Origin of the sequence: Streptomyces galbus (assembly GCF_005280195.1) — a bacterium.
GTDB classification, from domain to species: domain Bacteria; phylum Actinomycetota; class Actinomycetes; order Streptomycetales; family Streptomycetaceae; genus Streptomyces; species Streptomyces galbus.
This window is the reverse complement of sequence record NZ_SZPR01000009.1, coordinates 85,362-100,032: the sequence shown is the minus strand read 5'-3', so window position 1 is coordinate 100,032 and position 14,671 is coordinate 85,362. Positions and strand designations below refer to the sequence as shown.

The window sequence follows — 14,671 nt, the reverse complement described above, 5'->3', positions numbered from 1 at the left end:
CGGATGGACAGGGCCGACGGCGAGCGAACATGCTGGTCAGGGCCGTGCCATGGATCAGGAGCGGGAAGGGAGGCGCCGGACGCGTGTCGCTGTTCTGGCGGATGTTCTCCCTCAACGCGGTCGGCCTGGTGGTGGCCGCCGCGCTGCTCCTCGGACCGGTCACCGTCTCGACGCCCGTGCTGCCCGCCGAGGCCGTGGTCGTCGTCGCGGGGCTCGCCGTGCTGCTCGTCGTCCACGCGGTCGTCCTGCGCATCGGGCTCGCCCCGCTCGGGCGGCTGGGGCGGGCCATGGCGGCGGCCGACCTGCTCAGCCCGGGACGGCGGGCCGTGGTCGGCGGCCCGGTGGAGACGGCGGAGCTGATCACCACGTACAACGCGATGCTCGACCGGCTGGAGGCGGAGCGGGCCACCAGCGCCGGCCGGGCGCTGTCCGCGCAGGAGCGCGAGCGCCGGCGCATCGCCCGGGAACTGCACGACGAGGTCGGCCAGACCCTGACGGCCGTGCTGCTCCAGCTCAAGCGCGTCGCCGACCGGGTCCCGGCGGACCTGCGCGCCGAGGTCGGCCAGGCGCAGGACGCCACCCGGGCCGGGCTCGACGAGGTCCGCCGCATCGCGCGCCGGCTGCGCCCCGGCGTGCTCGACGAGCTGGGACTGCCGAGCGCCCTGCGCGCCCTGGCGGCCGAGTTCACCGAGCACGGCCTGACGGTCCGGCCCGGCCTGGCCCCCGCGCTGCCGCCGCTGACCCCCGAGACCGAGCTGGTCCTCTACCGCGTGGCCCAGGAGGCCCTGACCAACACGGCCCGGCACGCCGCCGCCGACCGCGCCGAGCTGGTCCTGGGTCCGGTGCCCGGCGGTGTCGAGCTGCTCGTCCGCGACGACGGCAGGGGGCCGGGAGCGGTGCGGGAGGGCGCCGGGATCCGCGGGATGCGGGAGCGGGCGCTGCTGGTCGGGGCGCGCTTCACGCTGGGACCGGCTCAGGGCGGCGCGGCCGGCGCGCCGGGCGGCACGGAGGTGCGCCTGCGGGTGCCGTCGGCGGAGGCGGTCCGGCCGTCGTCGATGGAGGCGGACGCAGAGGTGCCCGTGGTCCGGCCGTCGTCGGTGGGAGTGGGCACGGCCGGGCTGCCTGTCGAGGGAGACACGCGATGACCGCGCCGATCCGGGTGCTGCTCGCCGACGACCACACGCTCGTCCGGCGGGGCGTGCGGCTCATCCTGGACGCCGAGCCGGACCTGACCGTCGTGGCGGAGGCCGGGGACGGCGCCGAGGCGGTCGAGCTGGCCCGGCGCGGCGGTGTCGACCTGGCCGTCCTGGACGTCGCCATGCCCCGCACGACCGGCCTCCAGGCGGCCCGCGAGCTGTCCCGGCGCCTGCCGGACCTGCGCATCCTGATCCTGACGATGTACGACAACGAGCAGTACTTCTTCGAGGCGCTCAAGGCGGGCGCGGGCGGGTTCGTGCTCAAGTCGGCCGCGGACCGGGACCTGGTGGAGGCGTGCCGGGCCGTCGTGCGCGACGAGCCGTTCATCTACCCGGGCGCCGAGCGGGCCCTGGTCCGCTCCTACCTGGACCGGCTGCACCGCGGCGACGGCGTGCCGGCGCGGCCGATCACCGAGCGCGAGGAGGAGATCCTCAAGCTGGTGGCCGAGGGCCACACGTCGAAGGAGATCGGCGAACTGCTGTTCATCAGCGTCAAGACCGTCGAACGGCACCGGGCCAACCTGCTCCAGAAGCTCGGTATGCGCGACCGGCTGGAGCTCACCCGCTACGCCATCCGGGCCGGCCTCATCGACCCGTGACCCGGCCGGGGACGGCCGGGTCACGGGGGGAGCGAGGTGCCGTTGTGCCGTTACGGCGTGACGCACCCGATGGATCCGACGGGCACGTTGTTGCCCGTCGAGGTGGCGGTGAAGCCGAACGTCACGCTGCCGTCGGCCGGGATGACGCGGTTGTAGTCCATGTTGCGGACCGTCACGGTGCCGTCCGACGCCGTGGACAGCGCGCCGTTCCAGACGCTGCTGATCTTGGTGCCGGTGCCCGGTTTCCAGGACACGGCCCAGCCGCTCTGTGCCGAGGTGCTGTGGTTCATGACCTCGACGGACCCCTGGAAGCCGCCGCCCCAGGAGTTCGTCACGCTGTAGACGGCCATGCAGGAACCGGTGTGCGGGTCGCTCGGCGTGGACGTCGGGGTAGAGGTCGGGGTCGACGTGGGGGTGGAGGTGGGGGTGGAGGTCGGGGTCGACGTCGGGCTCGGCGTCGGCGTGCCGCCGGAGTTGCGGATGCCGGTGACCTCGCCGTGGCCGCCGTCGAAGACCACGTCGGAGCAGGAGAAGAAGTTCTCCTGGCTGTCGGAGCGCACCCACTGGATGAAGATCATGGCGTCACCGGAGCGGCCCGAGGGCAGCTTCATGTCCCAGTAGTAGTGGCCGCCGTCGGCACCCGGCGAGCCCTGCTGCGGGGGGTTGGTGACGGTCTGGAACAGCTCCAGGTCGCCCCAGGCCAGCGGGGTGGTCGGCGACCAGCCCTGCTTGGTGACGTACACCCGGAAGTCGCCCGGGTGCGCCGCCCAGTTGCTGTACTGGGCCTGGATCGTCGCCCCGCTCGTCAGGTGGGTGCGCGGCCAGTCGGAGCGGGCCGCGTTGTACGCCTTGAAGTCGTACGGCGACTTGTTGCCGGCGCTGCACAGGGTGCCGTCCGGGACGTAACCGGCGCCCTTGCCGCCGGCGTTGGAGTCGAGGACCGCGAACCAGTTGTACAGCGCGGTCGAGCCGCTCTGGGCCAGGGCGTCCTTGCAGGCGGGGTTGGTCGGGTCGAGCGCGCCGTTGCCGGTGCGGGCGTCCAGGTAGCACAGGTAGGTGCGGGAGCCGGGCAGCATCGCCACCCCGTGCGCCTGCGCGCTGGACTCGGACAGTGCGATCAGTCCGAGCGCCGTCAGCAGGGTGGCCAGGGCCGCCGCCAGTGACGCGTAGAGACCGCGTCGGTTCATGTGCCGGTTCGTGTGCCGTTTCACGTGCTGTTCCACGTGCTGTTCTCCTTTCCTTGTCTCACGACGAGGAGTTGTCGAGCTCGGTGGGGGACGTCGAACGGAGAGGATCCGACCGTCGGGGGCCGTGGTGCCTGGCCCCGCGGAGGGGCGAACGCTGGGAGCCCCGCCCGCCCGGGGAAGGTGCCACCCGGGCGGGCGGGGACGTCGGTCAGCCGGCCGCGCAGTGCGGGGCCGGGGTGCCCGCCGTGCCGTTCGCCGTGAAGCCGAACGAGACGGTGGCGCCGGGGGAGAGCGAGCCGTTGAAGGCGGCGTTGCGGACGGTGGCCCGGCCCTGCGCGGTGGTCAGCGTGCCGTTCCAGAGGCTGGCGATCGTGGCACCGCCCAGGTCCCAGTCGACCGACCAGCCCGTCAGCGCGGCGGAGCCGGTGTTCTTGACCGTGACCTCCGCCTGGTAACCGCCCTGCCAGGAGGACACGGTGCGGTAGGAGGCGGTGCAGGCCCCGTCCGTGGGCGTCGGGCTCGGCGTCGGGGTGGGGGTCGGGGTCGGGGTGGGGGTCGGATCGGGGTCCGGCTGCGTGCCGCCGTACGTCAGCCCGTACCCGTAGGGGAACAGCGGGACCTTGCCGTCGCCGTCGTTGACCGGCTCCTGCGCCGCGCTGCTCATCCAGCTCATCGGGAGCTTGCCGGTGGGGGCGTAGGCGCCGAACAGCACGTCGGCGACGCCGGCGCCCTCGGTGCCCGGCAGCCAGGCGGCCAGCAGCGCCTTCCAGTCGGGCAGTTGGGCGGCGATGTCCAGCGGCCGGCCGGACACCAGCACCACGACCACCGGGACGCCGCTCGCCTTCAGCCGGGCCAGCGTCTGCAGGTCCTCCTGGTCCAGGCCGAGCGACCCCGGCCGGTCGCCGCGCCCCTCGGCGTACGGGGTCTCCCCGACGACGGCCACGGCGGCCGTGTACCCCGAGTCGATGCCGTTGCCGTACCGGTCGTAGGTGACCCGGGAGGGGTCGGTGACGGCGGCCCGGATGCCCTGGAGGATCGTCGTGCCGTCGGTGACCGCGCCGCTGCGGCCCTGCCAGCCGACGGTCCAGCCGCCGCTCTGGTTGCCGATGTCGTCGGCCGACTTGCCCGCGACGAACAGCCGCGCCGACTTCGGCAGCGGCAGGACGCCGCCGTCGTTCTTCAGCAGCACCTGCGAGGCGCGCACCGCCTGCCGGGCCAGCGACCGGTGCGCGGCCGAACCCACCGTGGCGGTGTACGACCGGTCGGTCAGCGGCTTCTCGAACAGGCCGAGCTGGAACTTCTTGGTGAGGATGCGCCGGTTGGCGTCGTCGACCCGCGCCTGGGAGACGCGGCCCGCGCTGACCTCGCCGCGCAGCAGGCTCAGGAACTTCTTGTAGTCGTGCGGGACCATCACCATGTCGACGCCCGCGTTGACCGCCGTGGCGATCTCCGCGCCGGTGAACCCGGTCTGCCCGTCGAGCTGGTCGACCGCGGCCCAGTCCGAGACGACGAACCCGCCGAAGCCCAGCTCACCCTTGAGGACGTCGGTCACCAGGTACTTGTTGGCGTGCGACCGCACCCCGTTCCAACTGCTGTACGACAGCATCACCGCGCCCACCCCCCGGCGCACGGCCTCCTTGAACGGCGGCAGGTGGACCGCCCGCAGTTCGGCCTCGGACACCTGGGTGTCGCCCTGGTCGACGCCCCCGCCGGTGCCGCCGTCACCGATGTAGTGCTTGGCGGTGGCGAGCACGGAGGCGGGGCCCGCGCCCAGCGTCTGTCCCTGCAGCCCGGTGATGAACGTCGTCATGGCGGAGGGCAGTTCGGGGGTCTCGCCGAAGGACTCGTAGGTGCGGCCCCAGCGGTCGTTGCGCGCCACGCACAGGCACGGCGCGAAGTCCCAGTCGATACCGGTGCCCGACACCTCCTCGGCGACCGCGTGCCCGACGTCCTGGACGAGGGCGGGGTCGCGGGTCGCGCCGAGGCCGATGTTGTGCGGGAAGAGCGTGGCGCCGCGCACCGCGTTGTGGCCGTGCACGGCGTCGATCCCGTAGATCATCGGGATGCCGAGCGGCGTGGTCAGGGCGGTGCGCTGCAGGGAGTCGTAGGTGTCGGCCCAGGTCTGCGCGTTGTTGGGGCTGACGGTCGAGTCACCGCCGGACAGCACCGAGCCGATGCGGTACGTGGCGAGGTCGGACTGCGGGACGAGGGAGTCCTTCTCGATCTGGGTCATCTGGCCGAGCTTGTCGTCGAGCGACATGCGCGCGAGCAGGTCGCTGACGCGGTCGGCCACGGGTAAGGACGGGTCCTGGTACGGCAGGGCGGCCGCGGCCCGGGCGGTGGCCGCGGGCTCCGGCGGGGCGGCCCCGGTACCGGTGGCGATCAGCGCCGTGACACACAGGGCGAGGGCCGCCGAGGGGCGGCGGCGGGCGAGCAGCGGGCTCATGCGGGTGGGCCTTTCCGGGGCGGGGTCCCAGGGGCGGTGCCGTGCGGGACCGGAGGCCCGCCCGTCCGATCGGCGGCGGCGGACGGGCGGACCTCCGGAGCGGTGCGCCGCGGGGCGGCGCGGTCCTGCGGGGGCGCGATGCGCGGCGGTGCGGGGCCGCGCGCATCGCCCCCGGGTCACGCGGTGGTGCAGGCGGTGCCGTTCAGGGTGAAGCCGGAGGGCTTGACGAAGGTGCCGCTGTAGGTGCCCTGGAACCCGAAGGACGTCTGACCGCCCGGCGCGAGCTGGCCGTTGTACGCCAGGTTGCTCGCGGTGACCGCGCCCGAGGACGGCGACACGGTCGCGCCCCACGCACTGGTGATCTGCTGGCCCGACGGCAGGGCGAACGCCAGCTTCCAGCCGTTGACCTGGGCGGAACCGGTGTTGGCCACCGTCACGTCGGCGGTGAAGCCGCCCTGCCAGACGTTCGTGCCGTACGTCACCCGGCAGGCCGCGGGGCCGCCGGGGGTGCCCGGGTCTCCGCTGCCGCCGCCCGTGTTGACGGACGAGGAGAACGACGACACCGCGAGGCCCGCGCCGTTCTGCCAGGGCTCGAAGCCGGCCTGGACGCTGGTCAGGTACCAGTTGTTCTGGGCCAGGCCGCGGGAGACGGCCTGCCGGACGAAGTCCATGACGTCGAAGGACCAGCTGCCGATCGCCGACGGGGCGACGAAGGACAGCACGTCGTTGGAGCCGTTGTTGCCGGACCACACCTGCCACTGGCGCCCGGCGACCGTCGCCGTGCCGACCTGCGAGCCGACCGGCTGGATCGGGCCCACCTTGTTGAACCACACCATGATCTCGGTGCGGTTCACGCCGTCCTTGCGGGCGGTGGGGTCGAGCCAGATGTCGTAGGCGGCGTCGTACACAGCGTTGCTCACGTACGAGTACGAGATGGACGTGGGGGCGCTGGAGATGGAGCTGAGCTGGGCCGGGAGGTTCGTGCCCGGCGAGCAGTTGGTGTAGTGGCAGCCGTTGAAGATCGACGGGTACGACTTCGGGGCGCCGTTGGTGGCGACCGAGCCGTCGGCCTGGGTGATGGTGAACCCGGAGTCGCCGACGCTGATGCACTGGGTCTCGCTGGTGCCCCAGCGGTTGTTCTGGACGACGTAGCGGCCCTGGACGGTCGTGGAGCCGTACTGTTCGCAGATCGTGGTGGCCGCCTGGGCGGCCGAGGTGGTGGTGAGCAGCGCCGCCAGCGCGGCGAGGAAGGTGAGCAGCGCGCCGAACAGGCCACGCGCTCGACGTGCATGGTGCTTTGACGGTCGCATTGCGGGTCCTCTTCGAAGGGATGGGGGGCATGCGGGAGCGCTCCCACGACATGCGAATGGGAGCGCTCCCATTCCCTCGGTTCGGTTGGGACTGTAAGGAGCGGCTCATGTCCCTGACAAGACTTTTGACGCCGGTCCGTCGAAGCGACTTCGAAGCCCCAGGTCAGAGGTACGACGGCGGACGGGTCGTCGGTGCGCGGAGATCGCTGGGAGCGCTCCCGAAATGTTGCGAACGGGAAGGGGGACCCGAGGGAGGCCGCTCCCACGGCGTCCCGGGGTCGCTCAGGCGGACTCGCGCAGCACCAGTTCGGTCCGCAGGATCACGTGCCGCCAGGCCACGGACGGCTCCTCCATCTCCTCCAGGAGCAGCCGGACCATGGCCCGCCCGATCTCCTCCAGCGGCTGGCGGACCGTCGTCAGCCGCGGCGCCGTCCGCTGCGCCAGCGGGAAGTCGTCGAAGCCGATCACGGCGACGTCCTCCGGTACCCGCCGCCCCGCCGCGCGCAGCGCCTGCAGCGCCCCGGCGGCCGTGGTGTCCGACGCGGCGAGCACCCCGTCGATCTCCGGGTGCCGCTCGATGAGGCGGGCCATGGCCCGGCGCCCGCTCTCCTCGGTGAAGTCGCCCTCGGCGATCCAGGACGGCTTGCCGCCCAGGCCGGCCGACTCCAGGGCCTCGTGGTAGCCGCGCAGCCGGCACTGGGCGACGTACATGTCGGCCGGCCCGGTGATGGTGGCGATCGCCGTGCGGCCCTGCCCGATCAGGTGGCCCACCGCGGTGCGGGCCCCGCCGACGTTGTCCGCGTCGACGTAGCTGACGTACTCCTCGGCGGAGCGGCGCCCGAGCAGCACGGTCGGCATCCGCGCCTCGGCGAGCATGTCGGGCAGCGGGTCGTCGGCGTGCACGGACATCAGCAGCACCCCGTCCACCCGCCCCCCGCGCGCGTACTCCAGGAAGCGCAGCCGCTCGGCGTCGGAGCGCACCAGGGTCAGCAGGAGCTGCAGCCCGGTGTCCGCCACGGCGTCCCCGAGCGCGGTGACGATCTCGGAGAAGAAGGGCTCGGCGAACTGCCGCCAGTCCGGTTCGGTCATGACCAGGGCCACGGCGTCGGCCCGCCGCCCGGCCAGCGAGCGGGCCGCGAGGTTGGGCACGTAACCCAGCTCCGCGATGGCCTGCTGCACGGCGCGCCGGGTGGACTCCTTCACCCCCGCCGCGTTGTTGATGACGCGCGAGACGGTGCCCCGCCCCACTCCGGCGCGGGCGGCCACCTCCTCCAGCGTCGGCGTGCCAGGGCGTCGCCTGCCCATGACCACCTCCCCCACGAGATCACCGATCTTACGGCCCCGCCCCCGCGCGCACACGGCCCCTCGGCGGCCGGAGCGCGGCCCGCACAGGTCTACCGCCGCGACCGCCACCGGGGAAAGCGGGCGCTCCGACGAGACCCGCGCCGCTGCCCCCGGGCGGCCGGGACGCGGCCGACACGGGCCCCTCCGGGGAGCGCCTACCCTTGTGGCATGACCAGCAGCAGCGACCGGAGCCCCGCAGTGGACATCCCCTCGGCCAAGACGTACGAAGTCCGCACCTACGGGTGCCAGATGAACGTCCACGACTCCGAGCGATTGTCCGGGCTGCTGGAGCAGGCGGGCTACGTGCGCGCCCCGGAGGGCTCCGACGGCGACGCCGACGTGGTCGTCTTCAACACCTGCGCGGTGCGGGAGAACGCCGACAACCGGCTGTACGGCAACCTCGGCCGCCTCGCCCCGCGCAAGGCATCCCGGCCCGGCATGCAGATCGCGGTCGGCGGCTGCCTCGCGCAGAAGGACCGCGACACCATCGTGCAGAAGGCGCCCTGGGTGGACGTCGTCTTCGGCACGCACAACATCGGCAAGCTGCCGGTCCTGCTGGAGCGCGCCCGCGTCCAGGAGGAGGCGCAGGTCGAGATCGCCGAGTCCCTGGAGGCGTTCCCCTCCACCCTGCCGACCCGGCGCGAGAGCGCCTACGCCGCCTGGGTGTCCATCTCCGTCGGCTGCAACAACACCTGCACGTTCTGCATCGTCCCGGCCCTGCGCGGCAAGGAGAAGGACCGCCGGCCCGGCGAGATCCTCGCCGAGGTCGAGGCGCTGGTGGCCGAGGGCGTCAGCGAGATCACGCTGCTGGGCCAGAACGTCAACGCCTACGGCTCCGACATGGGCGACCGCGAGGCGTTCAGCAAGCTGCTGCGCGCCTGCGGGACCATCGACGGCCTGGAGCGCGTCCGCTTCACCTCCCCGCACCCGCGTGACTTCACCGACGACGTCATCGCCGCCATGGCCGAGACGCCGAACGTCATGCCGCAGCTCCACATGCCGCTGCAGTCCGGCTCGGACACGGTGCTGAAGGCGATGCGCCGCTCGTACCGGCAGGAGCGCTACCTCGGCATCATCGAGAAGGTCCGGGCCGCCATCCCGCACGCGGCGATCACGACCGACATCATCGTGGGCTTCCCCGGCGAGACCGAGGAGGACTTCGAGCAGACCCTGCACGTCGTCCGCGAGGCCCGCTTCGCGCAGGCGTTCACCTTCCAGTACTCCAAGCGCCCCGGCACCCCGGCCGCGACCATGGAGGACCAGATCCCCAAGGAGGTCGTCCAGGCGCGCTACGAGCGTCTCGTCGCCCTGCAGGAGGAGATCTCCTGGGAGGAGAACAAGAAGCAGGTCGGCCGCACCCTGGAGCTGATGGTGGCCGAGGGCGAGGGCCGCAAGGACGGCGCCACCCACCGCCTCTCCGGCCGGGCCCCCGACAACCGGCTGGTCCACTTCACCAAGCCCGAGCAGGAGGTCCGCCCCGGCGACGTGGTGACCGTCGAGGTCACCTACGCCGCCCCGCACCACCTCCTCGCCGAGGGCGCCGTGCTCGAGGTGCGCCGCACGCGCGCGGGGGACGCCTGGGAGAAGCGCAACGCCGCCGAGACCGCGCAGCCGAAGGGCGTGCTCCTGGGCCTGCCGAAGATCGGCGCACCGGCCCCGCTGCCGGTGGCCACGGGGAGCGGGTGCGGCTGCGACTGATCGTCGCGGGCGGGGCTGCCCCTGAGGGGCGCGGGTGCGGCTGCGACTGAGGGCCGCGGGTGGGACCGTGACCGGCCGGGGCGGTGCTGAAGCCGAAGCCGGTGCGGCCGGTCTGCGGGAGGGTGGCCGCATCGGGTGCCGTCGTGGACGCGTGTCGAGGCGCTGAGGCTCTGGGCGCTCCGGCCGCGGGGTGACGGCGAGTCGCGCGCCTCGCTCGGGTTACCCTGCCGATCATGCTTGTCGCCGCCGCCGTATGCATGTGTCCGCCGCTGCTCGTGCCCGAGGTGGCCGCGGGTGCCGCGCCCGAGCTGGACGGGGCGCGGGCCGCCTGCGCCGACGCGCTCGGCGTCCTGGCCGCCTCCCGGCCGGACCGGCTCGTGGTCGTAGGGCCCGCCGCCGAGGCACCGGGACACGCGCTGTTCCCCGCGGGCTCACCGGGGACGTTCCGCGGCTTCGGCGTGGACCTCGACGTACGGCTCGGCCGGCCGGACCCCGCCGCGGCCGACCTGCCCGCCCTTCCTCCGTCGCTCGCGGTCGCCGCGTGGCTGCTGCAGCGCGTCGACCGGGCGGACGCCCCCGTCGAGGCGCTGGCCGTCGACCAGCGGCTCGCGACCGAGCGGTGCCTCGGGATCGGCCGGGAGATCGGTGCAGGTGAGGGACGCGTCGCGCTCCTGGTGATGGGCGACGGCAGCGCCTGCCGCACCCTCAAGGCGCCCGGCTACCTCGACGAGCGCGCGACGCCCTTCGACGCCGAGGCGGCCCGCGCGCTGCGCGACGCGGACCTCGCGGCCCTGCGGGACCTCGACGTGGACCTGGCCGACGAGCTCAAGGTCTCCGGGCGTGCGCCCTGGCAGGTCCTTGCGGGAGCCGCCGAGAGCGCCGCGGGGGCCGGGGGAGCGGGGCTGGGCGGGACGCTGCTGTACGACGACGCGCCGTACGGGGTGGGATACCTGGTCGCGACCTGGTCGTAGGAGCCCGACGGTCCTGGCCGGCGTGGGACGGCGAAGTGCCGGGCGTCAAGCGGCATACGCGGACGCCGGGCGGCGGGCGGCGGGCGGCGGGCGGTCGCGAGCCGGGGCTGCGCGGCCGTCCGCCGTCGTCAGGAAGCCGGCGGCGGGGCGCTGGGCGGCGTCGTGCCGCCGTCCTTGTGCGCGAGCCGGTCCACGGCGTCCTTGGCCTTGCCGGTGCCCGTGTGGATCTTGTCGCTGTACTTGCCCTTGGTCCTCTCGTCCACGACTTTCGCGGCCTTGTCGATGCCGTGCGTGATCTTGCCCCCGTGCTGGTGCGCGAGGTCCGAGACCTTCTCCTTGGCCGGGCCGAGCTTGGCTCTCAAGTTGTCCATCAGACCCATGGGTCACCTTCCTGACGGGACCGTCACCTGTGGGCGCCTTCGTCGGCCTCGCGGTCGGCCGCCTCGTCGGCGGACTGCTGCCGGGGGATCTCGACCCCGTCCGCGTCGGCGGGGTCGGCCTCGGCGACCGGTTCCGTGACCGCCCCGGGGCCGTCCGGCTCGGCCGGAGCGCCGGCGGGGTCGGACGCGGCCTCGGTGACGGAGTCCGCCGGGGCCCCCGCGTCGGTGGCCGCAGCCGCCGCAGCTGCCGGGGCCGCCTCGTCGGCAACGGGCACCGCCACGGGCGCCGGAACCCCGTCGCCGGCCGGGACCTCACCGTCGGCCGACACCTCACCCGCGACCGGGATCGCCTCCGGGGTCACCTCCTCCGTGACCGCCTCCTCCGTGGTCTTCGACCTCCGAAGAAGCCGCGCAAAAACGCCCATATCCACTCCATACGTTACTCGTGCGGGCGACATCCCGCGTTGCCGTGCGGTCCCGGTCCCACCGGCTCGGGCGGCGTCGCGAGCCCGGGAGAGCGTCCGTGCGCCTCGCCGGGGTGCCGCCCCTGCGCCTGGCTGCGGGGAACCTCGCAACGGGGAACGACCCCGGTGCCGTGCCGTCACGTAACTCGTTCGGGGGCGGCCTGTGAGGTTTGGGAGACTGGTCCGGTGAGCAGCGCACCCCCCGCCCCCCGCGTCATCGCCGTCGTCGGACCGACCGCGGCCGGTAAGTCCGATCTGGGCGTTTTCCTGGCCCAACGGCTCGGCGGCGAAGTCGTCAACGCCGACTCCATGCAGCTGTACCGAGGGATGGACATCGGTACCGCCAAGCTGACGCCCGAGGAGCGCGGGGGGGTGCCGCACCACCTCCTGGACATCTGGGACGTCGGCGTCACGGCTTCCGTCGCCGAGTACCAGCGGCTCGCCCGCGCCCGCATCGACGCCCTGCTGGCCGAGGGCCGCTGGCCCGTCCTCGTGGGCGGCTCCGGGCTCTACGTCCGTGGGGCCGTCGACAACCTGGAGTTCCCCGGCACCGACCCGGAGGTCCGCGCCCGCCTGGAGGAGGAGCTGGCCCTGCGCGGCTCCGGCGCGCTGCACGCCCGGCTCGCCGCCGCCGACCCGGAGGCCGCGCAGGCGATCCTGCCCAGCAACGGCCGCCGTATCGTCCGGGCGCTGGAGGTCATCGAGATCACCGGCAAGCCGTTCACCGCCAACCTCCCCGGCCACGACTCGGTCTACGACACCGTGCAGATCGGCGTGGACGTGGCCCGCCCCGAGCTCGACGAGCGCATCGCGCGCCGGGTGGACCGGATGTGGGAGGCGGGTCTCGTGGACGAGGTCCGCGCACTGGAGGCGCAGGGGTTGCGCGAGGGGCGTACGGCCTCGCGCGCGCTCGGCTACCAGCAGGTCCTGGCGGCGCTCGCGGGACAGAGCACCGAGGAGGAGGCCCGCGCCGAGACCGTCCGTGCCACCAAGCGCTTCGCGCGCCGTCAGGATGCGTGGTTCAGGCGCGACCCGCGGGTGCACTGGTTGAGTGGGGCTGCGGCGGATGTCACAGAACTTCCGCGACGCGCCCTGGCGTTGGTCGAACGACCGGTCACAGCCTGATCACGTCATGGCATCGGGACGCCCAGGCCGCGGTCCGGGCCTCCGGCGCCGTGCCATCATCGAGCTTCGATCGACCAAGTGGAGTCCGAGGTTGGGAGGGCGCGTGGCGATGGAGGCCGGCCCTCGCGACACCGCACAAGGTACCGAACCCCTCACCGCACGACGCGGTGACGGGGAAGCGGACGACGATCACGTGCGCCGGGACGAGGAGCGCGTCGACCGGGCCGATGGCGCCTTCGGGCCCGACGGCGGCTCGCCGGGCGCTCACGGTGCCGACGGTGACGGCGCGCACTCCCCGCCCGCCGACGCCCTGGGCGCCGACCGCCCGAGTGCCGGTCCCTTGGACGCCGAACCTCTGGTCATCGGTCCTCTCGGGCCCGAGGCGCTCGACGACACGTCCGACGGCGAGGTGACCGACGACGGCCCCGAGCCGGAGGAGATGTTCACCGGCGGCCCCGAGGTCGAGGTGGAGCTGCGTCCGCAGCGGCGGCTGCGCATCTGGCAGCTCGCCCCGATCGTCGCCCTGGCCGCGACCGGCTCCCTGATGTTCGCCTTCCCGCTCGCCTTCGACTTCGGCGACAGCGGAGCCGTGATCGCGATGCTCGGTCTGCTGATCTGCTCGTGCGCGGCCGGCTGGGGCATGATGGCGGCCCGCCGCGTCGGCTACACCTGGCCCGGCCTGCCCCAGCGGGGCTCCGGGCGCCGGCCGGACTGGCGGGTCGTCCTGGCGTACGTCGTGGTCGTCGCCGCGGTGGTCGTCCTGGCCGTCTGGCGCGTGGCCCGGCTGCGCTGACCGCCCCCGCCGGAGGCGGGCCCCGGGCACGCGCGCGTAGGCGCGCCGAGGGCCCACGCGTGCGTGCGGCACCCGGCTCACCCGGGCACCGACCTGGCCGTCAGCCGCTGTCGTAGCGACCCCGTACGATCGAGGAATGAGCACGCGGATCGCCTTCCTCAAGGGGCACGGCACCGAGAACGACTTCGTGATCGTCCCGGACCCCGACAACGCCCTCGACCTGCCCCCGGCCGCCGTGGCGGCCCTGTGCGACCGGCGCGCGGGCATCGGCGGGGACGGCCTGCTGCACGTCGTGCGGTCCGCGGCACACCCCGAGGCGCGTGCCATGGCCGCCGAGGCGGAATGGTTCATGGACTACCGCAACGGCGACGGCTCGATCGCCGAGATGTGCGGCAATGGCGTCCGCGTCTTCGCGCGCTACCTCCAGCACGCCGGCCTCGTCACCGAGGGAGACCTGGCGATCGCCACACGCGGGGGCGTGAAGTCCGTTCACATCGACAAGGACGGCGATGTCACCGTCGGCATGGGCCGGGCCACCCTGCCGACCGGGGACGTCACGGTGAGCGTGGGCGAGCGCGACTGGCCCGCGCGCAACGTCAACATGGGCAACCCGCACGCCGTCGCGTTCGTCGACGACCTCGCGCACGCCGGCGACCTGCTCACTCCGCCGCCCTTCAGCCCGGCCTCCGCCTATCCCGACGGCGTGAACGTCGAGTTCGTCGTCGACCGCGGCCCGCGCCACGTCGCCCTGCGCGTGCACGAGCGCGGTGCCGGCGAGACCCGCTCCTGCGGCACGGGCGCGTGCGCCGTCGCGGTGGCCGCCGCCCGCCGGGACGGGGCCGACCCGGCCGCCACGGGCACGCCGGTCACGTACACGGTGGACGTCCCCGGCGGACGCCTGGTGATCACCGAGCACCCGGACGGCGAGATCGAGATGACCGGCCCGGCCGTGATCGTCGCCGAGGGCGAGATCGACGGCGAGTGGCTGGAAAACGCCCTGCGCTGACGGCAGTTGGGCTGCGAATCACAGGCCCGGGAGGGTGTGCGCGGTCGGTGTGCGGTCCCCCGGGCGGCAGGCAGGTTCGAGCCGAAGGTGACGGCCTGTACTTGTGGCGCGAAAACGTAAACCTCCTTTGCCTCGCTCGAATGGGTGATCCG

13 protein-coding genes are annotated in these 14,671 nt (G+C 73.7%); 7 read left to right on the top strand and 6 right to left on the bottom strand.

Annotated elements, in window-relative coordinates:
- Nucleotides 1-83: 83 nt before the first annotated feature.
- Together E4U92_RS08075 and E4U92_RS08070 are read left to right on the top strand one after the other, a co-directional pair.
- Nucleotides 84-1,145: a sensor histidine kinase gene (locus tag E4U92_RS08075; RefSeq protein ID WP_137299610.1), complete on the top strand. Its 1,062-nt coding sequence runs from the start codon at nucleotides 84-86 to the stop codon at nucleotides 1,143-1,145.
- Nucleotides 1,142-1,795, top strand: a complete 654-nt coding sequence (locus tag E4U92_RS08070; RefSeq protein WP_137299609.1) for a response regulator — start codon at nucleotides 1,142-1,144, stop codon at nucleotides 1,793-1,795. The genes E4U92_RS08075 and E4U92_RS08070 overlap by 4 nt, the downstream gene beginning before the upstream one ends.
- 50 nt (nucleotides 1,796-1,845) lie before the next feature.
- On the opposite strand, the gene E4U92_RS08065 is transcribed toward E4U92_RS08070, so the two are convergent.
- The 4 genes from E4U92_RS08065 to E4U92_RS08050 form a co-directional block, all read right to left on the bottom strand.
- The gene (locus E4U92_RS08065) at nucleotides 1,846-2,982 is read right to left on the bottom strand and encodes a lytic polysaccharide monooxygenase auxiliary activity family 9 protein (protein WP_137299608.1); all 1,137 of its coding nucleotides are present in this window, start codon (nucleotides 2,980-2,982) and stop codon (nucleotides 1,846-1,848) included.
- Between the two features lie 208 nt (nucleotides 2,983-3,190).
- Nucleotides 3,191-5,428 (bottom strand): glycoside hydrolase family 3 N-terminal domain-containing protein, encoded by a 2,238-nt coding sequence (locus tag E4U92_RS08060; RefSeq protein ID WP_137299607.1) that lies wholly within the window; start codon nucleotides 5,426-5,428, stop codon nucleotides 3,191-3,193.
- Between the two features lie 176 nt (nucleotides 5,429-5,604).
- On the bottom strand, nucleotides 5,605-6,738 hold the full coding sequence (locus E4U92_RS08055; protein ID WP_137299606.1) for a glycoside hydrolase family 12 protein: 1,134 nt from the start codon (nucleotides 6,736-6,738) through the stop codon (nucleotides 5,605-5,607).
- Nucleotides 6,739-7,020: 282 nt separating this feature from the next.
- Entirely contained in the window at nucleotides 7,021-8,043 is a 1,023-nt protein-coding gene (locus tag E4U92_RS08050; protein WP_137299605.1) for a LacI family DNA-binding transcriptional regulator, read from the bottom strand.
- Nucleotides 8,044-8,250: 207 nt separating this feature from the next.
- Between E4U92_RS08050 and miaB the strand changes: the two genes are divergently transcribed.
- Together miaB and E4U92_RS08040 are read left to right on the top strand one after the other, a co-directional pair.
- Nucleotides 8,251-9,780 (top strand): tRNA (N6-isopentenyl adenosine(37)-C2)-methylthiotransferase MiaB, encoded by a 1,530-nt coding sequence (gene miaB / locus E4U92_RS08045; RefSeq protein WP_137299604.1) that lies wholly within the window; start codon nucleotides 8,251-8,253, stop codon nucleotides 9,778-9,780.
- A 233-nt stretch (nucleotides 9,781-10,013) separates the two neighbouring features.
- Complete coding sequence (locus E4U92_RS08040; protein WP_137299603.1) at nucleotides 10,014-10,751, top strand: class III extradiol dioxygenase subunit B-like domain-containing protein; 738 nt, start codon at nucleotides 10,014-10,016, stop codon at nucleotides 10,749-10,751.
- Nucleotides 10,752-10,879: 128 nt separating this feature from the next.
- On the opposite strand, the gene E4U92_RS08035 is transcribed toward E4U92_RS08040, so the two are convergent.
- Both E4U92_RS08035 and E4U92_RS08030 read right to left on the bottom strand, forming a co-directional pair.
- A complete protein-coding gene (locus tag E4U92_RS08035) occupies nucleotides 10,880-11,131 on the bottom strand; it encodes an antitoxin (protein WP_137299602.1) in 252 nt (83 codons plus the stop codon).
- Nucleotides 11,132-11,154: 23 nt separating this feature from the next.
- Nucleotides 11,155-11,556, bottom strand: a complete 402-nt coding sequence (locus tag E4U92_RS08030; RefSeq protein WP_168725064.1) for a hypothetical protein — start codon at nucleotides 11,554-11,556, stop codon at nucleotides 11,155-11,157.
- Nucleotides 11,557-11,781: 225 nt separating this feature from the next.
- Here E4U92_RS08030 and miaA point away from each other — a divergent pair, with 225 nt between their 5' ends.
- The 3 genes from miaA to dapF all read left to right on the top strand — a co-directional run bounded on the left by miaA (nucleotide 11,782) and on the right by dapF (nucleotide 14,519).
- Nucleotides 11,782-12,720 (top strand): tRNA (adenosine(37)-N6)-dimethylallyltransferase MiaA, encoded by a 939-nt coding sequence (gene miaA / locus E4U92_RS08025; RefSeq protein WP_137299600.1) that lies wholly within the window; start codon nucleotides 11,782-11,784, stop codon nucleotides 12,718-12,720.
- Between the two features lie 340 nt (nucleotides 12,721-13,060).
- Entirely contained in the window at nucleotides 13,061-13,513 is a 453-nt protein-coding gene (locus E4U92_RS08020) for a hypothetical protein (protein WP_229863369.1), read from the top strand.
- A 136-nt stretch (nucleotides 13,514-13,649) separates the two neighbouring features.
- Nucleotides 13,650-14,519 (top strand): diaminopimelate epimerase, encoded by an 870-nt coding sequence (gene dapF / locus E4U92_RS08015; protein ID WP_137299598.1) that lies wholly within the window; start codon nucleotides 13,650-13,652, stop codon nucleotides 14,517-14,519.
- Nucleotides 14,520-14,671 lie beyond the last annotated feature (152 nt).